Annotated in this window: 20 protein-coding genes; 16 read left to right on the forward strand and 4 right to left on the reverse strand. The window is 60.1% G+C overall.

Going from position 1 to position 22828, the window contains the following annotated elements; translation table 11 throughout:
- The first annotated feature begins 25 nt into the window (after positions 1 to 25).
- The 15 genes from tssB (at position 26) to NTD89_RS16600 (ending at position 18235) form a co-directional block, all read left to right on the forward strand.
- Positions 26 to 523 carry a type VI secretion system contractile sheath small subunit gene (gene tssB / locus NTD89_RS16530; RefSeq protein WP_242197322.1) on the forward strand — a complete coding sequence of 166 codons (498 nt, stop codon included), beginning with the start codon at positions 26 to 28 and terminating at the stop codon, positions 521 to 523.
- Positions 524 to 550: 27 nt separating this feature from the next.
- Positions 551 to 2029 carry a type VI secretion system contractile sheath large subunit gene (gene tssC / locus NTD89_RS16535; protein ID WP_242197319.1) on the forward strand — a complete coding sequence of 493 codons (1479 nt, stop codon included), beginning with the start codon at positions 551 to 553 and terminating at the stop codon, positions 2027 to 2029.
- Positions 2030 to 2043: 14 nt separating this feature from the next.
- A complete protein-coding gene (gene tssE / locus NTD89_RS16540; RefSeq protein ID WP_262208642.1) occupies positions 2044 to 2445 on the forward strand; it encodes a type VI secretion system baseplate subunit TssE in 402 nt (133 codons plus the stop codon).
- The gene (tssF, locus tag NTD89_RS16545) at positions 2435 to 4222 is read left to right on the forward strand and encodes a type VI secretion system baseplate subunit TssF (RefSeq protein WP_262208643.1); all 1788 of its coding nucleotides are present in this window, start codon (positions 2435 to 2437) and stop codon (positions 4220 to 4222) included. Before tssE ends, tssF begins: the two co-directional genes overlap by 11 nt.
- The gene (gene tssG, locus NTD89_RS16550) at positions 4186 to 5193 is read left to right on the forward strand and encodes a type VI secretion system baseplate subunit TssG (protein WP_262208645.1); all 1008 of its coding nucleotides are present in this window, start codon (positions 4186 to 4188) and stop codon (positions 5191 to 5193) included. Before tssF ends, tssG begins: the two co-directional genes overlap by 37 nt.
- 12 nt (positions 5194 to 5205) lie before the next feature.
- On the forward strand, positions 5206 to 7644 hold the full coding sequence (locus NTD89_RS16555; protein ID WP_262208646.1) for an AAA family ATPase: 2439 nt from the start codon (positions 5206 to 5208) through the stop codon (positions 7642 to 7644).
- The gene (locus NTD89_RS16560) at positions 7641 to 9173 is read left to right on the forward strand and encodes a sigma-54 interaction domain-containing protein (protein WP_262208648.1); all 1533 of its coding nucleotides are present in this window, start codon (positions 7641 to 7643) and stop codon (positions 9171 to 9173) included. Before NTD89_RS16555 ends, NTD89_RS16560 begins: the two co-directional genes overlap by 4 nt.
- An 83-nt stretch (positions 9174 to 9256) precedes the next feature.
- On the forward strand, positions 9257 to 9388 hold the full coding sequence (locus NTD89_RS16565; RefSeq protein ID WP_145164452.1) for a type VI secretion protein: 132 nt from the start codon (positions 9257 to 9259) through the stop codon (positions 9386 to 9388).
- A gap of 17 nt (positions 9389 to 9405) precedes the next feature.
- Positions 9406 to 10596, forward strand: a complete 1191-nt coding sequence (gene tagH / locus NTD89_RS16570; protein WP_262208650.1) for a type VI secretion system-associated FHA domain protein TagH — start codon at positions 9406 to 9408, stop codon at positions 10594 to 10596.
- A 5-nt stretch (positions 10597 to 10601) separates the two neighbouring features.
- On the forward strand, positions 10602 to 11087 hold the full coding sequence (tssJ, locus tag NTD89_RS16575; RefSeq protein WP_262208652.1) for a type VI secretion system lipoprotein TssJ: 486 nt from the start codon (positions 10602 to 10604) through the stop codon (positions 11085 to 11087).
- A gap of 1 nt (position 11088) precedes the next feature.
- A complete protein-coding gene (tssK, locus tag NTD89_RS16580; protein ID WP_262208654.1) occupies positions 11089 to 12417 on the forward strand; it encodes a type VI secretion system baseplate subunit TssK in 1329 nt (442 codons plus the stop codon).
- A 5-nt stretch (positions 12418 to 12422) separates the two neighbouring features.
- Positions 12423 to 13283, forward strand: coding sequence for a type IVB secretion system protein IcmH/DotU (gene icmH / locus NTD89_RS16585; RefSeq protein WP_262208655.1), 861 nt, complete (start codon positions 12423 to 12425; stop codon positions 13281 to 13283).
- Positions 13284 to 13299: 16 nt separating this feature from the next.
- The gene (gene tssM / locus NTD89_RS16590; protein WP_262208657.1) at positions 13300 to 16668 is read left to right on the forward strand and encodes a type VI secretion system membrane subunit TssM; all 3369 of its coding nucleotides are present in this window, start codon (positions 13300 to 13302) and stop codon (positions 16666 to 16668) included.
- Positions 16665 to 17396: a PP2C family protein-serine/threonine phosphatase gene (locus NTD89_RS16595; RefSeq protein WP_262208659.1), complete on the forward strand. Its 732-nt coding sequence runs from the start codon at positions 16665 to 16667 to the stop codon at positions 17394 to 17396. Before tssM ends, NTD89_RS16595 begins: the two co-directional genes overlap by 4 nt.
- Positions 17393 to 18235, forward strand: a complete 843-nt coding sequence (locus tag NTD89_RS16600) for a serine/threonine-protein kinase (RefSeq protein WP_262208661.1) — start codon at positions 17393 to 17395, stop codon at positions 18233 to 18235. The genes NTD89_RS16595 and NTD89_RS16600 overlap by 4 nt, the downstream gene beginning before the upstream one ends.
- 8 nt (positions 18236 to 18243) lie before the next feature.
- Here the strand turns inward: NTD89_RS16600 and NTD89_RS16605 are convergent, their stop codons facing one another.
- The 3 genes from NTD89_RS16605 to NTD89_RS16615 form a co-directional block, all read right to left on the reverse strand.
- On the reverse strand, positions 18244 to 18573 hold the full coding sequence (locus NTD89_RS16605) for a DUF6388 family protein (RefSeq protein ID WP_106577839.1): 330 nt from the start codon (positions 18571 to 18573) through the stop codon (positions 18244 to 18246).
- A 50-nt stretch (positions 18574 to 18623) separates the two neighbouring features.
- Complete coding sequence (locus NTD89_RS16610) at positions 18624 to 18863, reverse strand: hypothetical protein (RefSeq protein ID WP_145164439.1); 240 nt, start codon at positions 18861 to 18863, stop codon at positions 18624 to 18626.
- A gap of 121 nt (positions 18864 to 18984) precedes the next feature.
- The gene (locus tag NTD89_RS16615; protein ID WP_262208663.1) at positions 18985 to 19650 is read right to left on the reverse strand and encodes a serine hydrolase; all 666 of its coding nucleotides are present in this window, start codon (positions 19648 to 19650) and stop codon (positions 18985 to 18987) included.
- Positions 19651 to 19898: 248 nt separating this feature from the next.
- On the opposite strand from NTD89_RS16615, the gene NTD89_RS16620 reads away from it, so the two are divergent.
- Complete coding sequence (locus NTD89_RS16620) at positions 19899 to 21971, forward strand: PTS sugar transporter subunit IIC/EAL domain-containing protein (protein ID WP_145164435.1); 2073 nt, start codon at positions 19899 to 19901, stop codon at positions 21969 to 21971.
- Here NTD89_RS16620 and NTD89_RS16625 read toward each other — a convergent pair.
- Positions 21968 to 22816 carry a metal-dependent hydrolase gene (locus tag NTD89_RS16625; protein ID WP_242197269.1) on the reverse strand — a complete coding sequence of 283 codons (849 nt, stop codon included), beginning with the start codon at positions 22814 to 22816 and terminating at the stop codon, positions 21968 to 21970. The genes NTD89_RS16620 and NTD89_RS16625 overlap by 4 nt on opposite strands.
- Positions 22817 to 22828 lie beyond the last annotated feature (12 nt).

Here is a 22828-nt window from a genome sequence, read left to right on the forward strand (position 1 = left end):
AGCCCACCGAAAAAGGAGAAACACCATGCTCAAAGACGGTTCGGTAGCACCCAAGGAACGTATCAATATCACCTTCAAACCTGCCATTGGCGGTGTGCAGGAGGAAGTCGAACTGCCACTGAAGTTACTGGTGCTGGGCGATTTCAGCCAGCGCGAAGATCTGCGCAAACTTGAGGATCGAAAGCCCATTGCTATCGACAAAAACACCCTTGACGAGGTGTTGGCCAAACAAGCGCTGAGCTTGACATTGAGCGTTCCGAATCGATTGCAGGAGGAGGGTGGCATCGAGGAGCTATCCGTCGAGGTTCGGATTAACGCGATGAAGGACTTCAACCCCGCAAACCTGGTTGAACAAATACCCGAATTGCAAAAGTTGATGGCGTTGCGTGAGGCGTTGATGGCACTCAAGGGGCCGCTGGGTAACACACCAAGCTTTCGCAAAGCCATTGAGCAGGCGCTGGCCGATGACGAGTCTCGTGCGCGCGTACTCGCCGAGCTGGGGCTGAGCGGCCCGACCACCTGAACCCTTCAGTAAAAGGACACTGACACCATGACGACCACTCAACAGAACCTGCAGCCGGCACAGGCTGGCGGCGAGTACAGCATTCTCGACACTATCATCGCCCAGACATTATTGAGCGCCGATGACGAGGCCTACGGCATTGCCAAGCGCGGCGTGTCGGCCTTCATCGAAGAGTTGCTCAAACCCCATAACAGCGCTGAGCCAGTTAAGAAACGCCTGGTTGACCGGATGATCGCCGAGATTGATACCAAGCTCAGCCAGCAAATGGACGAGATTCTTCATCATCCGGATTTCCAGGCGCTGGAGGCTTCCTGGAGAGGCCTACAGTTGCTGATCGACCGCACCAATTTTCGAGAAAACATCAAGATCGAGCTGCTCAATGTCTCGCGTCAAGACCTGCTGGATGACTTTGAAGACTCGCCGGAAATTACCCAGTCCGGGCTGTACAAGCATATCTACAGCGCTGAGTACGGACAATTTGGTGGCCAACCGGTGGGCGCGATCATCGCCAATTACTTCCTTTCACCCAGTGCGCCTGATGTGAAGTTGATGCAATACGCTTCAAGCGTTGCCTGCATGGCCCACGCACCCTTTATCGCTGCTGCGGGGCCGGCTTTTTTCGGATTAGAAAGCTTTACTGGATTACCTGACCTCAAGGATCTCAGGGATCATTTCGAAGGCCCGCAGTTTGCCAAATGGCAAAGTTTTCGTCAGAGCGAAGATGCCCGCTATATCGGCCTCACTGTGCCACGCTTTCTACTGCGAACCCCTTACGATCCGATTGATTGCCCAGTTAAAACCTTTGCCTACCAAGAGAACGTGGTGAACAGCCACGAGCACTACCTCTGGGGTAATACGGCCTACGCCTTTGCCACGCGCCTGACTGAAAGTTTTGCGCGCTTTCGCTGGTGCCCGAACATTATCGGCCCGCAAAGTGGCGGCGCGGTAGAAGACTTGCCATTGCATCATTTTCAGAGCATGGGCGAGATCGAAACCAAGATTCCTACAGAGGTACTGGTTTCGGACCGGCGCGAGTACGAACTGGCGCAAGAAGGGTTTATTGCCCTGACCATGCGCAAGGGCAGTGACAACGCGGCGTTCTTTTCGGCCAGCTCGGTCCAGAAACCCAAAACCTTCGGCATCAGTGAAGAGGGCAAGGCAGCCGAACTCAATTACCGGCTCGGCACCCAATTGCCCTACATGATGGTGGTCAACCGTCTGGCGCACTACCTCAAGGTCTTGCAGCGCGAGCAACTGGGCTCCTGGAAAGAACGCACGGACCTGGAGCTGGAGCTCAACAAGTGGATTCGCCAATACGTGGCCGACCAGGAAAACCCCAGTGCCGAAGTGCGCGGTCGCCGGCCATTGCGGGCAGCACGCATTGTCGTCAGTGATGTCGACGGAGAGCCAGGCTGGTATCGGGTCAACCTGAGTGTGCGCCCTCATTTCAAGTACATGGGGGCTGACTTCACGTTGTCCCTGGTCGGCAAGCTCGATAAAGAATGAGCAGAAGCCGGCGGATGCCCCATAACGTGAGCCTTTTCGAACGCCTCGAAGGCGATGCATCAACCCAGCGGTGCAGTGTGGCGTCCGTCGCCGCACACCTGGGGAAAATGCTCAGCACCCGGGCAGGCAGTGTTCAGACACTGCCCGACTATGGTTTGCCCGATCTCAATGACATGCGGCTTAGCCTGCACGAGTCCTTGATCCGCTCACGCGCCTTGATCGAGCGATTCATCCGTGCCTACGAGCCGCGACTGGCAAATGTACAGGTCAAGGTGCTGCCGCGTGCTACTGAACCTCTGGCCCTGGCCTTTGCGATCGAAGCCGCGCTGATCGTTGACGGTGTCACACAGCCCGTTGTGTTCCAGGCGCGCCTGGTGGATGGCGGGCGGGTTGAGGTCTGCGCCGATGGGCTTTAACCGTTACTTCCAAAGCGAGCTCAGCGCCCTGCGGCACCTCGGGCGGCGTTTCGCCGAGCGTAATCCCGCACTGGCGCCGTTTCTGGCTGAAAGCGGCCAGGACCCGGATGTTGAGCGATTGCTGGAGGGATTTGCGTTTCTGACCGGTCGCCTGCGCCAGAAGTTGGACGACGAGCTGCCGGAGCTGACGCATTCCTTGATGCATTTGCTGTGGCCCAATTACATGCGGCCAATACCCGCCTTCAGCATCCTGCAATTTGACCCATTGAAACGTGCAGGTCCCGCCGTTCGGGTTGCCCGTGATACGGCGGTAGAAAGTGTTCTTATCCAGGGTGAGCGGTGTCGCTTCAGGACGTGCTACACCACTGATGTCATGCCACTGCAACTCACAGGTCTGGACTTCAAGTGCCAGGGTGACGGGGCATGGTTGGATTTGCACCTGGACATGAGTGTCGAGGGTAACTTCGGCCAGTTAACCTTTGAATCACTGCGACTGCACCTGTCGGGCGACCGCTACATCAGCCAGGGGCTCTACCTCAGTTTGCTGCGACATCTGGATGGCATTCACTTGCTGTTACTGGATGGCGAAGGGGGGCCGGTCAAGGGCAACGATGGGCAACCAATGACGGTGCGGCTGGGCGCTGCCCAGGTCAAGCCGGTGGGGTTTTCGCAAGACGAGGCGTTGATACCGTATCCACAGAATACGTTTCGCGGTTACCGCCATCTGCAGGAGTACTTCGCCTTTCCCGAAAAGTACCTGTTTGTCGATATCGAGGGGCTGGGTGTGCTGCACACACTTGCCCCTGAACGGCTCGGCCAGGTCCGCGGCATGGTGCTGCGCTTTGAGCTGCGCACCCATGGGCACGCACTGCAACAGCCCACGCTGGACAACGTGAAGTTGTATTGCACGCCCATTGCCAACCTGTTCAAACATGATGCGGTCCCCATTCGCCTGAATGGAAAAGAGGATGAGTACCTTCTGGTGCCGGGGGAATATACCCCGGGCAATGCCGCCGTGTTTTCCGTCGACAGTGTCACTGGCTGGCGCCCTGGCGGGTTGGGTTACCAGGCCTATGTGCCGTTCGAATCCTTTGAGCATGACTGGGGGGTTGACCGATCTACAGCGCCGGCCAGCTACAGCATTCGCCAGCGCTCGTCGCAGCAGCATGGAGGGCTCGACACCTGGATGGGGTTTGGCAGTCGCGAAGGTAAAGTCCAGGAAACGTTGTCGATCGAAATGACTTGCACCAACTGCAACCTGCCTCGGCAGTTGCAGCCAGGCGACATCAACCAACCCTGCGAGCAGGCACCGGAATCACTGACGTTTCGCAACATCACCGCACCAACGGCGAGCTTCGCGCCGCCGCTGGACCAGGATTTCCTGTGGAAGCTGATCAGCAATATGTCGCTCAACTATCTGTCGTTGACCGATATCAATGCCTTGAAAGTGATTCTCGAAACCTATGACCTGCCGCGCTATCACGATCGGCAGGCGCAAAAGGTCAGTCAGACAAGACTCGATGCGCTGCAGTCCATTCGCCATGAGCCGGTTGACCGACTGCACCGTGGGTTACCCATTCGCGGCCTACGTGTGGAATTGACAGTCGACCCCCAGGGGTTTCTCGGTCAGGGCGATCTGTTTGTGTTCGCCTCGGTCCTCAATGAGTTCTTTGCGCTCTACGCCAGCCTCAACTCTTATCACGAGTTACGAGTCATCAGCACACAAGGAGACGTGTACCTATGGCCATCCCGCATGGGGCAACAGCCCCTGCTTTGAATGCGCTCTGTTGCGGCATTCGTGAGTACACACTGTTCCAGGCAATTGAGCAGGTGATTGAGCGATTGCGCGAAGCTCATCCGCTGATGGATGAAGACGCGCTGTACGACCTGTTGGAATTTCAGGCCAATCCAGGTCTGGGGTTTGCCGGACACGATATCGATCGCGTGGCGTTCTTTATGGAGCGCGGGCAATTACGCGCTCGCCTGCGGCTCAACATATTGGGTTTGGTCGGGGCCGGGTCACCGCTGCCAGCGTTCTATGCAGAGCAGGCGTTTGGCGAGCTTTCCGGCGGTAACCCCACTCGCGACTTCCTCGACCTATTCCACCACCGACTGCATCGGCTGGTGTGGCCGATCTGGCGTAAATATCGCTATCGAGCGTGTTTCCAGACTGGCGCGAGCGATGCGTTCTCGGAGCAGATGTTTGCGCTGATCGGACTGGGTGGCAACGCGATACGAGGTACCACGCAACTGGACTGCAAACGCCTGTTGCCTTACCTGGGGCTGTTGAGTTTGCGCGTGCATTCGGCCGCCTTGATCGAAGCCGTGCTGCGGTACTACTTCAAGCATGCCCCGGTGTTCATCGAACAATGGGTTGAGCGCCGTGTGGAGGTTGCCCATTTTCAGCGCAATAGCCTCGGTATCACCCGCTGCGAACTCGGTGAGGACCTGGTGCTGGGGCATCAGGTCAGCGACCGCAGCGGGAAGTTCAGGGTGCATGTCCTGGCGCTGAGCTGGCAGCAGTTTCACGCGTTCCTGCCCACGGGGAAGGGCTACCAGCCCTTGTGTTCACTGGTGCGGTTAACCACGCGAGACCCGTTGGAATACGACCTGCGCCTGGTGCTTGCCGCCGGTGAAATCAGAGCCCTGCACATTGGCGCGCGCAATGTCTGTCGCCTGGGCTGGACCAGTTGGTTGGACCATGAGCAAGCCGACGGTGTGGTCACGTTTGCTGGCAACTTTCATTAGGGACGGGTGATTATGATCAATGTGGACCTGCAACAGCTTGTACGCACGCTGACAACCCAGGTACGTCGCGACCTGGAGCGTTCCTCGGAACGTTGTGTAAACCGCGGTGGCCGAGAAGTACTCGTCGAAGACCTGCTACTTGCCTTGCTTGAGCAGCCCGGCGGCCTGCTGGCCAAGGCCCTGGCCGACGCTGATGTGCCGATGAGCGAATTGCAAGCAACGTTGCAGCCAAGAAGTGAGCAGAGTGCAACCCGTAATCCGGTCTTCTCTCAGGCGCTGGTGCATTGGTTGCAACAAGCGTTGATGGTTGCCCATCTCGAGCTGGGGCAACGCTTTGTGGATGAGGGCGCCCTGTTGCTGGCGCTGTTGCGTCATCCGCTGGAGTACGCCGGTGCTGGCTATCAGGCCGTGCTGGGCCGCCTGGATGCAGAGCGTGTACGGGATTTTCTCGCCAGCCAGGAATCTGCGGCTGATCCGTTGGCGACAGAATCGTTGTTGCAGCGTTTTACGCATGACCTCACAGGCCAGGCGCGTGAAGGTCTGATTGATCCGGTGCTGTGTCGCGACGGTGAAATTCGGCAACTGATTGACATTCTTGTGCGACGCCGCAAGAACAACCCGATCCTGGTCGGGGAGGCCGGGGTAGGCAAAACAGCGATTGTCGAAGGCCTTGCGCTGAAAATTGTCGCTTCGCAGGTGCCCGATGCCCTCAAGGCTGTTCGCGTACTGACCCTGGACATGGGGCTCCTGCAAGCGGGTGCCAGCCTCAAGGGCGAGTTCGAGCGGCGGCTCAAAGGCGTGATTGATGAAGTCAACGCCTCGCCGCAGGCCGTGATCCTGTTTATCGATGAAGCCCATACGCTGGTCGGCGCAGGAGGCCCGGCAGGCGGTTCCGACGCGGCCAATCTGCTTAAGCCTGCGTTGGCTCGAGGCGCTCTGCGCACCATTGCGGCCACCACCTGGTCGGAATACAAGCAATACATTGAGAAAGACCCGGCATTGGCGCGTCGTTTCCAGCCAGTGCTGGTCGGTGAGCCAAGTGTCGAGGAAGCCGTGTCGATCCTGCGCGGTCTGGTTCCGGTGTATGAGGCAAGCCATGGTGTCTACGTCCGCGATGATGCCGTCGTAGCGGCGGCACACCTGAGCGCTCGTTATCTGGCGGGCCGCCAGTTGCCGGACAAGGCCGTGGATGTGCTGGACACCGCCTGCGCACGAGTGCGCACGCGTCAGGCAATGCCCCCTGAGGCGCTGCAAAACCTGCACGCGGAACGGGCGGAAGGCACGCGGCAACATGAGGCGTTAAGCCGGGACGCCGAGGCGGGGCTGCCGGTGGATTCTCAAGCATTGCAAGCGCTGGGCCGACGCTTGGACGCCATCGAGCAGGAACGTCAGGTAGTGGAGCAGCAGCGGATTCAACAGGCTGGCCAGTCATCGGACAAACTTGAGGTGTGCCCGCGTTTGATCGCCGAGGTGGTCAGTGCCTGGACCGGCATTCCGGTTGAGCAGCTGGCGCTGGAGCCCAACGAAAAGGTATTGAGCCTTGCCGCTGCCCTGCGCACGCGCATTCTGGGACAAGAGCATGCCGTGCAGGTGCTTGATCGTGCCTTGCGGGCGGTTGCCGCGGGCCTCAACAAAGCGGATGCGCCGGTGGGTGTGTTTCTGCTGGTGGGCCCCAGTGGCGTCGGCAAAACCGAAACAGCGCTGGCATTGGCGCAGCTTTTGTATGGCGGTGAGCGGTTCGTGACCACCATCAATATGTCGGAATACCAGGAAAAGCATGCGCTGTCCCGTTTGATCGGTGCGCCACCGGGCTACGTCGGTTATGGCGAAGGTGGAGTCCTGACCGAGGCTGTGCGCAAGCGGCCTTACTCAGTGGTACTGCTCGACGAGGTCGAGAAAGCCGACCCCGAGGTGTTGAACCTGTTTTACCAGGTCTTTGACAAGGGCCGCGCCAACGATGGTGAAGGCAGAGAAATAGATTTTCGCAACACGCTGATCCTGATGACTTCCAACCTTGGCAGCGACTGCATCAACGAACTGTGTGAAAACGGTCGGCGGCCTGAGGCCCAGGTGTTGCAGGACGCTATACAGCCCGTGTTGCGTAGCCACTTCAAATCGGCCCTGCTGGCCCGGATGCGTGTCGTGCCGTATTACCCGATTGCCGGTCCAGTCCTGCATGAGGTGGTAAGGCTCAAACTGGCAAGCCTCGGTGAGCGGTTGCATCGGCGCAAGTTGGCCCTGACGTGGTCCCCTGAGCTGATCGCGCACATGGCCGAGCGCTGCGCGGACCGTGACAGTGGTGCGCGGTACATCGATCAATGGATCGAGCGCTACCTGCTGCCGCAAATGGTCGATCGCGTTCTGAGTGCCATGACCACGGATGAGTCCTTGTCGTGGGTGCATGCAGGGTTGGATGGCAATGGCCTGCCCAGCTGTGAGTTCGGCCAATGACGAACGCTATGTTTACCCAAGTGGCCGAACCGCTGGTGTACGCCGCCGCCTTGCTGGACGGCTTCGCGCGCGTGAGCCAGGAAAGTGACCCGACGATGTTGCCAGGCCTATGTGCTGTGAACGCTGCGCACCTGAGCCAGTGCGAGCTCACTCAGCTGTACCTGGTGGATGAGGTGACTGGCCAATTCGAGCTTATTGCTCAACATTTGTCTGAGGCGCTGCCGGGCGGCGAACCGACTTCACGTCCGGCAGCGCAAAACCAACAGCTGTTGCACTACGTCCTGAGAACGCGTTGTTGCCTGGGCCTCGATGACGTCGGAAGCAGCCTCTATGACAGCGGCTTTTTGCCGGCGGCGCGGGCGCCCTGGCGTGCGCTATTGTGTGTTCCGCTGTTCAACCGCACCAATGCGGTCACAGGCGTACTCCTGTGCGCGAGCTGGCGTGTGACGCCACTGCTGGGTTACGCGCCATCGCTGGGTCAATTCGGCAGTTTCGCCGTGAACCAACTGCTTATGCTGCGTCGCATGCAACCGGCGCCAGCCATTGCCCGTTCACCGCGCGGTGGGTCGACTGCAGGGGCCTATGGCTTGATCGGCAACAGCGCTGCGATGGAAGAAACCTGCCACCTGATCGGCAAAGTCCTGCAGACCCCTTATACGGTGCTGTTGCGTGGTGAGACCGGCACCGGCAAAGAGGTCGTGGCGCGGGCGATTCACACGGCCGGGCCACGCAGTGCCCAGGCATTCGTGGTGCAAAATTGCGCTGCGTTTCCAGAAGGTTTGCTCGAGAGCGAACTGTTTGGCTACCGCAAAGGGGCATTCACCGGTGCCGAGCGCAACTACGCGGGGCTGTTCGACGCCGCGCATGGCGGTACGTTGCTGCTGGATGAAATCGGCGACATGCCGCTGTCATTGCAGGCCAAGTTGCTGCGGGTCTTGCAGGAGGGTGAGATCCGCCCGTTGGGCGCCAGCGTCGCGCATAAGGTTGACGTGCGCATCATTGCCGCGACCCACCGCGACCTCGCTGCAATGGTGGCGCAAGGCAGTTTTCGTGAAGACCTTTATTACCGGCTCGCACAGTTCCCTATTCAATTGCCTGCCTTGCGTGAACGCGATGGCGATGTGTTGCAGCTGGCGCGGCACTTCGCCGACAAGGCGTGCGCTGCGCTGGGGCGGGCGCCTGTCGACTGGTCCAATACCGCCCTTGATCAACTGTCGAGCCATGGCTTTCCCGGCAATGTCCGCGAGCTCAAGTGTCTGGTGGAACGCGCAGTGCTGCTGTGTGACGACGGTGTGATTCTGCCGGCGCATTTGTCGTTGCCACTGGCCCCGGATGCGACCGATGCCGTTGATGTGACGCTACGCCAGCGTATGGAGCGAGTGGAACGCGTATTTCTGATTGATTGCTTGCACAAGAACCGTGGCAATCGAACCCGCACTGCCCGTGAACTGGGGGTTGCTCGGCGCACGCTGCTCTATCGTCTCGCGCGCCTGAACATTCCTTTCGACGATGCCAGAGGCGAGGGCTGAAGTGTGCTTTTGTGCATTGCCATGCATGACCGACGCCTGTGCCGTATCGAGCTGGGCAACCTTATTTCTGTGGGAGAAACCTGATGCCTGATCGTCCGTGGCAAGCCGTTGTGCTTGTGTTGTGTCTGCTGAGTGGCTGCAGCGCCAATTACGTGTTTGACGACGCTGATTACCGCCCGCTGGGTGAGCCCAAGTCGATCAATCGTGGCCAGTGAAAGGGGAGAGGCTGACCATGCAACTTGTGTTTGAGCTTTTGGGTACCGAGGACGGAAGCCGCGCACCCACGGCGCGCAAGCTATTTTGCGCTGCAGGCGGCGTGATCGGTCGTGGTGCCGGGTGTGACTGGGTGATTCCGGACGCCAGCCGTCTGCTCTCCAGCCACCATGGTTTGGTCGCCTATCGTGAGGGCCAGTACCTGTTGACGGATATCAGCAGCAACGGAATCGGTGTAGCCGGCAGCGCCGAACGTCTGCGCAAGGGGCAGGCGCGATTGATCAGTGATGGCGACATTTTTCAACTGGGAACCTTGTCGATTCGGGCAAAACTGGTGGCGTTGACGCAGTCTTGCGGTGAGCAATGGGACGCCAACACAGGGCTGATTCCCGATGATGCCTACCTGGCGCTGGACCCAATTCAAGCGCTCGACGTCGAGCAGCAGCGTCAGACCACGTCGCAGGACCTGGAGGCATTGGCAGATGGGGGCGGCACGTCGGGTCCGTGGGCCGACGATCGGGTGACCAACAGGGACCATCTGACGTTACCCCGACGCGCCGAACCCGCTCAGGAAGCCGTCCCGGTTCGTTCCGATGCGATGCCAGCAGCGGGCAGCGACGTTTTTTGGGGGCGGTTTGCGACAGCACTGGGTATTAGCCTGGAAGCCCTTGATGCGACGGGTCGCGAGGCGTTGGCGATCAGAGCAGCGCGCCTGTTGCGTATGGAGGTAGAAGGTCTGCAACAAAGCCTGCGGATTTGCGAAGAGCTTAAAAGCGAGCTGAATCTGCCGCTGTTCGAGACGCTGCAAAGGCGCCGGAGCCCTTTGAGAGACAGCGTCGAAACCGATGCCGCAATGGCGATGCTGCTGGGCACCGAGGATCTTGGCCAGTTGCCGGCCGAACACGCCATCACCCAGGCCCATCGGGATATGCAAGTCCATCAGGTTGCGTTACTGGCGGCCTGCCGCAATGCACTGCGCGCTACGCGCAGCGCCTTTGCCCCGGGTCATCTGCTGACATGCTTCGAATACCAGGGGCAACGGCGCCGATTTTTCACCGACGGTGGGTATTGGCGGGCTTACCAGCGTCACTACCAGCGTTTGCTCGAGGATGAGCAGTTCACCGATCGCCTGCCGGGCAGTGACTTCGCCAAGGCTTACGAAGAGCAGGTGCGCTTGATCTCAACCCTGCACGTCGATTATCCAGGATGAACATTATGTTTCGAGCCGCGCTTGCAACAACGCTGCTTTTGCTCGGCCTGTTGGCCGGCTGCAGCAGCCTATCGCCGTTTTCTACCTTGACCAAGTTGGACATGGCGCTGGCCGCCAGCGAGCAAGTCAACCCCGACCTGCACGGCAGGCCGTCTCCGGTGGTGGTGCACTTGATTGAATTGCGTCACGCCGTGGCGTTTGAAAATGCTGACTTCTTCAGTCTGTACAGCAATGCCGAGCAGTCGCTGCCCAAGGACTGGCTGCGCAGTGAGGAACTTGAACTGCGACCGGGTGAGCGGCTGGCGCTCAAGCTCGGGCTCGAGCCCGGCACGCGTTTCTTGGGCGTGTTGGCAGCCTATCGAGATCTGCCCCATGTTCAATGGCGGTGGGTCGTGCCCATTACCCCGCAGCAGTTAACCCGTGCCGATCTTGTGCTGGACCAGGCCGGTATTCGCGTTTCGTCGTCCATGCATGGTCAGGAGTCCGAGTGATATGCAGGTTCATAAAGTTATCTGGCAGGAAGGCATGCTGTTACGGCCGCAGCATTTGCAGCACAACGATCGCTATTACCACCAGCAGCTCAATCGGACGCGCTTGCTGGGGGCCGATGCGTGGGGGTTTCTGACGCTGGAAGTCGATTTGCAATACCTCAATTTCGGCAAGGTGGTGGTCAACCGGGCCAGTGGCGTATTGCCGGACGGTAGTCTGTTCGAGTTGGACGGGGCGATGGAGCCGCTGGTCTTGCAGGTGCCCCCCAACGCCGGCAAACAGCCGATTTATCTCGCGCTGCCGCTGGATACCGGCAATCAGAGCGAAGTTCGCCGCCAGCAGCAAACCGACGTCCTGGCCCGCTATCTGGCGTGTGACATTGAGGTGGGGGATTCGAATGCCGGCGTCGACTCCCGTTGTCACATCAGTTGCGCGCGTCCTGACCTGCGTCTGCTGCTGGGCGACCCTCCAAGCGAGCAGAGTTTCGTCAAACTCAAGGTTGCTCAAGTGCTGGAGTCGACCGATGCAGGCGGCGTGAGCCTGGATGCCGACTTCATTCCATCCTTCATTTTTCTTCAGGGCCACGGCTATTTGCCGTCGTGCCTCAAGGAGGTGATCAGCTTGCTCTCCAGCCGTGGGGATGCCATTGCAGCGCGTATTCGGGGTGAAGGCACCGCCGCAGGTACGGAAATAGGCGACTTTCTGATGCTGCAATTGATCAATCGTACCGAGTTGGAATTGCGTCACTGCCTGAGCCAGACCCACGTGCGCCCGCAAGCCTTGTTCCGGGCATTATTGTCGCTGTTCGGTGAGTTATCAACGTTCGCCAACGACAGCAAACGCGCGCACCTGGATGTGCGTTATCGACATGAAGACCAAGGTGAAAGTTTTCGCGGGTTGATGGAGGGCGTGCGTGGCGTGCTGTCAATGGTGCTTGAGCAACACGCCATCGAGTTGACGTTGCAGCAACGCCAATACGGGGTGTTGGTATGCCCGGTGAGCGACCTGAAATTGCTCGGCACTGCGACGTTTATTCTGGCGGCCACTGCTCAGTGTGATTCGGAGGAATTGCGCCATCGCCTGCCTTCGCATTTGAAGGTCGGGCCGGTGGAGCGCATACGCGAGCTGGTCAACTTGCACCTGGCGGGAATCAAGGTCAGGCCGTTGCCTGTGGCGCCACGGCAGATTCCGTTTCATGCAGGCAAAACCTATTTCATGCTGGATCTGAGTGCCCGCGACATCACGCAGCTGGAGCAGTCGGGTGGGTTTGCCTTCCATGTAGGCGGTGAATTTACAGCGCTCGAACTCAACTTCTGGGCCATCAGGAACTGAACACAATGGACAGTGAATACCTGCAGGATGAAAAGACTGTTTTGCTCGACCATCAGGGCCGTGGGCCGGGCCACGGCCCGATCACGGACTTCCCTGCGCCGCCACGCTTTGAGCAGTTGGAAGATCGAATGATCTACGCCGCCCACGAGCAAGGTACCCCGCGCTTCAAGATGGGGTTCAACCCTCTCGTTGAGGCCGCATGGGCGTTGTTGTCGCAAGTGGTTCAGCTCAAGAGCGCCTCTGGCCGCGAAAGCTTGGGCACGGTCAACGACAGAATGGTATTGGCGGTCACTCAGTTTGAAGCCCGCGCCTTGCAGAGTGGTGTCGAGAGCAGCCAGGTGATGTCGGCCCGTTATGTGTTGTGCAGCGTCGTCGATGAAGCTGTAGTCACTACGGCGTGGGGCAGCCGCAGCGACTGGTCGAAGATGAGCCTGTTGAGCCGCTTTCACAACGAAACCTTCGGTGGGGAGAAGGTTTTCCAACTGTTGGAGCGGCTGTCCCGCGACCCGGTCAAGCACCTGGCAATGCTGGAGCTGATGTACCTGTGCCTCTCCCTCGGATTCGAAGGCAAATACCGAATCATGGAGCGAGGTGTCAGCCAACTTGAAGCCGTACGCGATGCCTTGTACCGACAGATCAGGCACGTGCGAGGCGAGCCACTGTCGGCGCCTTTGCAGCCCACGCGAGCAGGGCGTGCGCGCCGTAAACGGCTCCCCGTTATCCCGGTGACTTGGGTCGCAGTCTTTACCCTGGCCTGTTTGCTGGCGATGTACACAGGATTTGCCTGGCGGCTGGGCGAAGAAGCCGCGAGGGCGCTGCAACCCTTTCAATTTTCGGCGTCGGAACTGACTCAGACGCCCTTGTAAACGCTGGGAGCAATGAATGAACGCATTCCTCAAGAACGCGCGCACTGTGCTGGGCACGATTTGGGTCTGGAGCTTGTTGCTGGTGCTTTCCTGCGCGGTGTTGGTGTGGTGTTTCGGGCCGTTGCTGGCCGTGGATGATCACCGCTTCTGGCAAGGCGCGAGTGCTCGCCTGGTCACCATCAGCGTGTTGTTTCTGCTGTGGGGGCTGGCGATGGTCCTCGTCGGCGTACGCCGGGCAGCTGAGCTCAAGAGACCTGAACGCCAGGCACACCATGAGCAACTGGGATGGGTTGAGGGCGAGCAGCGACAGGTACGCGGTCGCTTCAAAGAGGCCCTCCAGCGCTTGAAAACCTCGCCGCGATACGCAGGGCATAACCAGCGATGGCGTAATAACTTGCCCTGGTACTTGTTGATCGGCGAGCAAGCCAGCGGCAAAACGCGGCTGTTGGCGGCGGCGGGCTTACAACTGCCGTTTGACCGCGTAGAGGCAATGCCAGTGGGAGGCACGGCTCATGCGCAATGGCATTTCACTGGCGAAAGCGTACTTATCGATACCCCGGGGCGTTACCTGACACAACCTGACAGCACGCTGGACGCCGCCGGCTGGTCGATGCTGTTGCGTCTGCTCAGGCAGCGGCGCCGAGTGCGCCCGCTTAATGGCGTGGTGGTGGCTTTGTCGGTCGAAACATTGTTGGGCCGTAACGAGCACGATCTGGACCTGCAGGCTCGCCAGGTGCACTCGCGCCTGCAAGAGGTCCAGCAAAGGTTGCACGTGGACGTTCCCGTGTATCTGGTGCTGACCCAGGCTGACCGCGTGCCGGGGTTTGCCGAGTTCTTCGATGCGCCCCAGGGAGAGGAGGCAGAAAGCGTGCTTGGCCAGCCACTCGATGTTGGCAAGGGCGGCGTTGACATCGCACAGGTGCGCCGCGCGTTCGACGAGCTGCTGCAGCGTTTGAGCGGTGAATTGATTACGCGATTGCATCAGGAGCGTAATGTCGAGCGCCGTGGCCTTATGCTCGACTTCCCCCAGCAGGCGGCGCAACTCGGCGAGCGTTTGTGCCTGTTCGTGGAGTCGGCTTTTTCCGCTCATCGTTATCAGCGCATCAGCGGGTTGCGGGGCTTCTATTTGACCTGCGCCGGCGACAGGCACAGTCATTTCGTGCAGGGCCTGTTCAGTCGGGTGATCTTTGCCGAGGCAGACCTCGCCGGTCTGCAGACCCCGGAGCAACGGCGCATCCATTTGCGCCAGGGGTTACTGGCCATCGCCGTTGTGCTGGTTATCGGGAGCGCCGGGTGGCTGTGGACGCACAGCTACACCGTCAACCAGCAACGCCTGGCGCAAGTGGCTGCACTGGCGGTGCAACCTGCACCCGCTGCGCAGAATGCTGACGACACCCTCACACTGCTGGCGCTGTTGGATGCCCGCTGGGCGGCGACGCAGGTTTTCCCTGCAACAGAAGACGCACGGTTTATCGAGCGCGCTGGCCTTTTTCAGGGTGATTTGAGCCGCCCACCCTTGACCCACGCGTATCAGTTGGCCGTGCAGCAGCTGTTACTGGACCGCCTAACAGTGCTGCTCGAGGAGCAAGTTCGCACCAACCTTGGCAATCGCGAACGACTGCTGGAAAACCTGCGCGCCTACCTGATGCTCAATCTGCGGGAGCGCCGTGATACCGGGTGGCTGGCACAGCATATTGCAGACCATTGGTCTGCGCGTTATCCAGGTGACGCGTCGGTGCACAAACGCCTGAATGAACACTTGGCGCGGCTGCTTGAGCAACCGTTCATTGCGCCGCTCGATGAAGCCCTTGTGGCCAAGGCTCGCGAAGCACTGCGGGGTGAGTCCCTGGCGGATGTGGTTTATCGGGCGTTGCGCGAACAGTCACGCAACCTCGAGCCTTTGCGGCTTGTCGAGGGCAAGGTATTCGCGGCCATTGATCCACCTATTCCCGGTTTCTACACCAAAAGGTATTGGCAGTACTTTGAGGCACAGGGCCCGCGGCTGGTGAATGCCATTGCGCAGGACAACTGGGTATTGGGGGAGGGTGCCGACCTCAGTGTCATGGATTTGCGGCGGCTGATGATTGAGCTGCAGCAGCGCTATTTCAGTGAGTATGCCGATACCTGGAGTGCCGCCCTTGGCCGCGTCAGCCTGCAACAGAGCGACAGCCTCAGGCAGGATGCCGAACAGCTCGCGGGCTTGACGTCAGCCCAGTCGCCGCTGATGCACTTGTTGCTGCTGTTGCGTGAAAACACGCGTTTGCTGCCCGGTCATGACCCTTTGGCCAACGTACCCGCTCAGACGGGAGCGTTGGGGGTGATCGCTCAGACGGCTGTGGCTGAAGGGGCGAAGGTCGTCCTTCCAGACTCTGCCCGCCGAGCGTTGCAACGACGCTTTGAGCCATTGCACCAGTTGCTCGACGAGCAGCACAACCCTGGCGTCGAGTTGACGCAGGCATTGCGTTTGCTCGACGAGCTGCACCTGCAACTGGCTGCGCTCAACCGCGAAAGCTCGCCCGAGCAGGCGGCTTTTCAACGGGTAAAGCGGCGAATGGAGGGGCAGCAGGATGTGCTCGGCACTCTGCGTGACGCCGCTGCACGGTTGCCGTTGCCGCTCGCAGGCTGGTTTGAGGGGGTGGCTGACAACAGCTGGCGTCACTTGTTGGACGGGGCCTATTCGCACGTCAACCAGCGCTATCACAGTGAGGTGTATGGGCTGTATGCCAAGGCGATCCGCCAGCGTTACCCGTTCAATGCTCATGCGAGCAGCGATGTCGCCCTCAATGACTTTCAAGAGTTCTTCAAACCCCAGGGCGTCATGGCGCGCTTTTATGAAAGCTACCTGCGGCCTTTCGTCAGTGTTGACGGCAACCGTTACAGGTTGCGTGGTCTGGATGGCAGTGGGTTGCCGGTCTCGCGTTCGGTGCTGGATCAACTGACGAAAGCCGAGGTTATCCGCCAGGTGTTTTTCACTGAACCGCAGGGTGAGGTGTCGGTTCGATTTACCGTGGCGCCCTACAGCCTGGATCAGTCGGTCAGTCGGGCGACCCTGCGCTTTGGCGATAAACAGCTGGAATATCGCCATGGACCCATCGTGCCCATGGTGTTTGATTGGCCGATGGTGGCCGACAACGGTCGCAGCAGCCTGGTACTGGAGCGGGGCACGGAGCAACGCCCCCTGGGTATCGAGAAAGATACCGGCGCCTGGTCGTTGTTCAGGTTTTTTGACTTGATGCAGCGAGAGCCGGCGAGCGGCAGGAACGCGCTGATATTCAAGGCCGACCTTGCCGGGCTGCGGGCCAATTACCTGTTGACCAGTCAGCGTACGCCCAGCCCGTTTGACATGGAGGCGTGGCGCACTTTCCGCCTGCCTGAGCAACTGTGAGCAGTCGGCCTATTGAGTGGCGCAGTGCCGGGCGCACACAACAGGGCCAGGCCCGGCCGCGTAACGAGGATGCGTTCCTGGACGGTGCGCGACAAAGCTGTTGGGCCGTGGCGGATGGCATGGGCGGTCACCAGCGCGGTGATGTGGCCAGCCAGTGGGTGGTTCGCAGTCTCGCTTCGCTGTCTGCCACAGGTAACCTTGATCAACGCGTCAACGCGGCTCGGCAACGTTTGCAACACGTCAGCCAGCAGTTGGCGAAGGCGGGTATCAGGTCTGACGCGCGCGGCGACGTCACGATGGGCAGTACGGTGGTGGCATTGCTGCTTGAGCAGGGGCGTGCCGCCTGTGTGTGGGCGGGGGACAGTCGATGTTATCTGTGGCGCGAGCAAAGGCTTTACCAATTATCGCGCGATCATTCACTGCAGCAGCGCCTCATGGATGAGCGCCAATTGAGTGTGGCGCAAGCTCGGGCCCACCCGGAGGCCAGGGCATTGACCCGGGCCATCGGTGCGCGAGCGCTGCTGCAGCTTGAGGTGCTGGAACTCAGCACCCGGCCAGGGGACGTATTTCTGCTGGCCAGCGATGGGTTGTATCAGGCGCTCAGTCACGCAGACCTGGGGCGTGCGTTGAGCGTTGGCACGCCGCAGCAGGTGGTGGACCGTTTATTTGCAACGGTATTGCGCAGGCCCGCGCGGGATGATTTGACCGCCGTGGTGGTACAGCCATGAATGACACATCAATGGCGCCAGGCTTACTCGCCGGGCGTTATCGCCTCGAACGCGAATTGGGCAGGGGCGGGATGGGCGTGGTTTATCGCGCTCGTGACTTGTTGCACGAGCAATTTGGCGCGTCCTGCTCCAGCGTGGCAATCAAGCTTTTGGGCGAGACTTTGTCTCAGTGCCCGGACGCGCATGTGCTGCTCTACAGCGAGTTTGCCCTGACCCGCAGCCTGCGCCACGACGGTGTGGTGCGGGCATTTTCGTTCGAGGTTGATACAACCAGCCAGGCCGCGTTTTTCACGATGGAATTGATGCACGGCATCACGCTCGACCGGCTGCTGCCCGAGTGCCCCGCTGGGTTGCCCTGGCGAGAACTGCAACCGATGGTCCTACAGCTTTTGGATGCACTGGTTTACATCCATCAGCAAAACGTCCTGCACGGCGATATCAAACCCGCCAATGTCATGGTCAGCGAAGAAGGTGTGCGGTTGTTCGATTTCGGCCTGGGCCATCAGCAAGTACCGGGGACGGTGGGGTTGCCGAGTTTGAATCGCGACCGTTTCAACGCGTGGACACCCGCGTATGTTGCCCCGGAATTACTCGCCGGCGGGGCGCTGAGCACCGCCGCCGACCTGTATGGCGTGGCTTGCGTCGTGTACGAGCTGGCCCATGGGCAACGCCTGGGTGGACGTCAGCCCATGCACGCGTTGGTTCGGCCTCGGCAACTGCCCAAGCGCTGCTGGCCCGCCTTGCGCTCGGCCCTGGCGGTTGATCCTGAACGTCGAGTGCTGAGCGTCGCCGAGTTACGCGAGGCCATAGCCAGCCACCCTCGACGCGGGTGGCTGTAACCCAGGGCTCAATGGGCCAGGCCATGCAGTTGGCAATAGTCGGCCCAGCTCAACCCGGCCATTTGTGCGACTTCCTTGTGCACTTCAAGACGCTGGGCTTCGAAGGCCTCGGGTGAATCGGCCGTCAACTTGAGTGTCAGCTCCCAGGCAAACAGGTTCTGTCGTTCAGCTTCGGCTTCGAAAGCTTCATGCAGGCGTTCGGCGCGATACTGCTCCAGGGTTTCGCGCTTGGCCTGAGCGGCCAGCGGGTTCAGGGTGTCCAGTTGCGTGGCCACCTCCGGATGTTCGGTCAAGAATCTGTCCAGGGCGCGCTGGTGGTTATCGCCGGGTTGGGACAAGGTAAAACTCCTGGGGCTCGGGCGCCGGTAGCGGGCCAGTGGTGAGGTGTTCAGCGTCGCAGGTATTTGCGTAAGCGGCGGCTTATGCGATTTCGTATCGGCTCAAGCAAGAAAAATAACAGGTAGGCACCCAGCATCACTGCCAGGTCCAAGTCCAGCCAGGTTTCTTCGACGGGCCCGGTGAGGTGTTCGATGGCATTTCTGGCCATGAACAGCAAGGTGACGCCCACGACCCACAGCAGGGCGTTGAACATCAGTGGACGCAGGTTGTGGGACAGCTTGTATTGCATCTTGAACAGTTCTCCTTGATGTCGGGCTCCTTTTCCCGCGGGAGCCAAAACACGCCGATAGTACATTTTGAGGGGGGCTCATGACTTGGCGCAGATCATGTTGCCCGATGATGGATGTTGCTCAGGTGCTCGGGTTTTCGAGCAGGTAGCGTGCCAGGGCCGCATAGGCCGGCAAGGTGACACCGTCGTCCGCGGCATTGGCCGCAACCGGATGGGAGGCAAAGCGCACAATCACCATCTCGGCCGCGGGGTCGATGTAGATACTCTGGCCGTGGACGCCGCGGGCCATATAGGCGCCATCGGGGTTGTGAGTGACCCACCACATGGCACGATAACTCCATCCCTTGAGTTGACTATAGCCTGCCTTGGCAAAAGCCTCTTTATCGCCGCCCTGGCGAATATCCTTGACCACGCTTTCAGGCACGATCTGCTGGCCATTGAAGCGGCCGCCATTGCGCAGCATTTCACCGAAACGGGCCATGTCCCGCAGCCCGGCGTTCAAGCCGCCACCGGCAAACGGTGTGCCGATGGAGTCCACGCTGAAATAGACGTCCTGTTCACTGCCCGGTCGGCTCCAGTTCGCCACGCTCCAGCGCATGGCGGGGAAGCGAAAATAGCTGCCATCGTCAAAACGCACGGTGCGGTCCGGCGGCGGCGGGGCGCCGACCATCCATTTGAGGCGAGCAGGACCGCTGGCCTGGGCGTCAGGAAAATCTGTAACGCTGGCGTAGACGGCGGCGCTTGAAAAACCCAGTAATACAAAGGTCAGCGGCAGGATTGCTCGCATCGGCAGGCACCTTGATGGCGTATAAAGCACAGGGAGCAAGGCCTGGGCTCGAGTCCGTTTGAGAATTAAGCTGCAAAGGATGGGCTAACTCACCCTGACCAACAAGGATCAGGGGGGTTAAATTAATTCTGAATAATTGCGCGTGTCACGGCAAAAGCCTTTCGCTCCCGGTCTCTGGCCGTGTAGCGTTGCAGGGGATTTCGAGGCTGCCGACCACGGGCAGAGGGCGATGGGCAGGGGGACGGGTCATGGCGCAAACGCTGTTCAAACTTTTCCTCACCCAGCGCCTTGCGGCCTTGGCCAGCACGGAATCGTTACGGGCCATCCGTGAAGGCCTGTTGTGGATTTTGCCGTGTTTGCTGGTGTCGGCCGGTTTCCTGATTCTTTCCGAGTGCGCCAAGGCGCTGGGGTTTGATCCGCAGGTGGTGGCCTTTTTGTCTGGGCTGCATAACCAGATCAGCTCGGTGATCCCGCTGTTGGTGGCAGCCTCCATTGGTTACATGCTGGCGATCCAGTATCGCCTGCCGCAATTGCCGGTAGCGTTCCTGTGCCTGGCGCATGTGGTGGTCGCCACGTTCGTCTTGCGCGATTACCCGCGGGCGTCGGCGACGTTTGTACTGTTTATCGCCATCGCCTCGCCGTTGCTGAATGTACCGGCGGTGGCCTGGCTGCATCGCTTTCGCTGGACGCGTCTGGTCAACGAAGACCTGGTGGGCCATAACCTGCGGGGCACCATCAACATGGTGGTGCCGGGGACTATCACTGCGCTGTCGCTGGTGGCGATGTTGTCGTTGCTGTTGCAGATACCTTCCGTGGCGCAGCTGCAAGGGCCGCAGGTGCTCGATGCGCTGCAATCGCCCTACGGCAGCGGCTTGTTTGTGACCCTGATGAATTCTCTGCTGTGGTTTTTTGGCATTCACGGCGCGTATGCCCTGCAGCCGTTGTTCGATGTGCTGGACCAGGCGGTGCTGCTCAATGGCGCCGCGCTGGCGGCGGGTGAGCCGATCAAATACGCGCTCAATAGCGGCCTGCTGGGGTGTTTCGCGTTTATCGGTGGGTCGGGCGGTGCACTGTGCCTGTTGCTGGCGATCCTGCTGTTTTCCAGGAGCCAGTCCATGCGTCTGCTGGCGATGGCCAGTCTGCCGTTGTCGTTATTCAATGTCAGCGAGGTGCTGCTGTTCGGCTTGCCGATCATTCTCAATCCGCGCTTGTTCATTCCTTTTTTACTGGTGCCGGCGTTCAATGCCATGCTGGCGCTGACGGCGGTACACCTGGGCTGGGTGTCACCGGCGGTGGCCAGCGTGCCGTTTACTGCACCGGTGCTGCTCAACGCCTACCTCAGTACCCACGGCGACCTGGCGGCCGTGGTGCTGCAAGTGGCGCTACTGGGCATCGGCACGCTGGTGTATGCGCCTTATGTGCGCGCCATTCATCGCCAGTCCAGTGGCGGCAGCACCGTGTACCTCAAGTCGCTGGACATGACCTTTCGCGGCCTGGAGGAGAAGGGCCGGCTGCTGGAACTGGACCCGGTGCTGGCATCCCACAAGGTGCTGGCGCGCCAGGCCGTCGAGCTGAGCCGTATCCAGCAGATCAGCGACTATGAGTTCTACCTCGAATTCCAGCCTCAGGTCTCGACGCGCACTGGGTTGTGCACCGGCTGCGAAGCACTGATGCGCGCCCGCGACAGCCAGGGCACAGTGCACTCACCATGGGAGTTTCTGCAGTGGCTGGCGCAGGCGCGGTTGATGCCGGACGTGGATGTCTGGGTGGCCTCCCAGGCCGTGCGCCAGTACCAGCATTGGAAGAAAATCGGCTTTGCCCTGCCGATGACCATCAATATCTCCAGTACCACCCTGACGAATGCGGCCTATGGCGAGCGCCTGGTGGGCATTCTCGCCCAGGCCCATGGGCAAGTGTCGGTGGAGATCACCGAAGATGCGTTGGTGCGCGATGTCCCGGCCACACGCCAGACGATCCAGAAATTGCAGGCGATCGGCGCCAAGGTCTACATCGACGACTTCGGCACCGGGTTTTCCGCGTTGAGCTATCTGCACCAGTTTCCGGTGGACTTCATCAAGATCGACCGCAGCTTTGTGGTGGCCCAGCACGACCCCCAAGGCGCCCGTGTGCTGACCGGCATGCTGCGTTTTTGCGAGGCGCTGAACCTGGGGGTGGTGGTCGAAGGCGTAGAGACCGCCGAGCAATTGGCCTTCCTCAATACCGGCACCGAGCTGTTTGTTCAGGGCTGGTATTTCAGCAAGGCGCTGCCCGGCGATCAGCTGGAGCGCTTTGTGCGCGAGCGTGCGGCCACTCGGGATTAAGCTGGCGTGGCGGCGAATTCACGCTGCGTCTGCTCGATTTCTTCGACCAGCTTGTCGATTTGCGCCAGCCGCGCGCGGTTGTCGTGGTCCCAGGGGTGAAAACTCGGTTTGAAGTAGTGCAGCCATGGCCGCAGCATGCGCGGGAACACGCCCTTGGGCCCGTAGAGAAACTTGAGCATGCGCCAGAAGCCCTTCACGTGCCCGCCGGCCTTGCGGTCGGCAATCAGCAGGCGCAGGTGGAAATCCATCACCACCAGCCAGAACAACACCGTGGTGGTCAGCATGGTGCCGGTGCGCAGCAAGTAGCGCCCAGGACCAGGCTTGATCACGGTGTTCCACACATCGAACGCCACGGCCTTGTGTTCGGTTTCTTCGAGGGCGTGCCAGTACCACATTTGCTGGTAGCCCTTGAGTGACTCGCCAAAGCGCGTGGGGTCGCTCAGCAGGATTTCCGCGAGCATTGCCGTGTAGTGCTCGAGGGCGATGGTCACCGCCAGGTTGAACGACGGTGGCAGGTGTTTTTTTTGCAGGTCGAGGATGAATTTGAGGCGCCGGTCCAGGGTGTGCGCCGGTAGGCCGGCAGCTTGCATCAGGTCGTTATAGGCCACGTGCTCGCGGCTGTGCATGGCTTCCTGGCCGATAAACCCCTGGATTTCCTTTTTCAACTCCGGATCGTCGATGCGCTGGCGGTAGTGGCGCACGCTGTCCATGAAAAACAGTTCGCCCTGGGGAAACAACAGCGACAGTGCGTTGAAGAAGTGCGTGATGAACGGGCCTTGTTCGTGCCAGTTCTTGATGCGCTCGGCAGGCAACGCAAAACGGATATCGCGACGGATGGGCAGCATCGTGGGTACTCC

This window comes from Pseudomonas sp. 14P_5.3_Bac1 (assembly GCF_025466135.1).
Lineage (GTDB): Bacteria > Pseudomonadota > Gammaproteobacteria > Pseudomonadales > Pseudomonadaceae > Aquipseudomonas.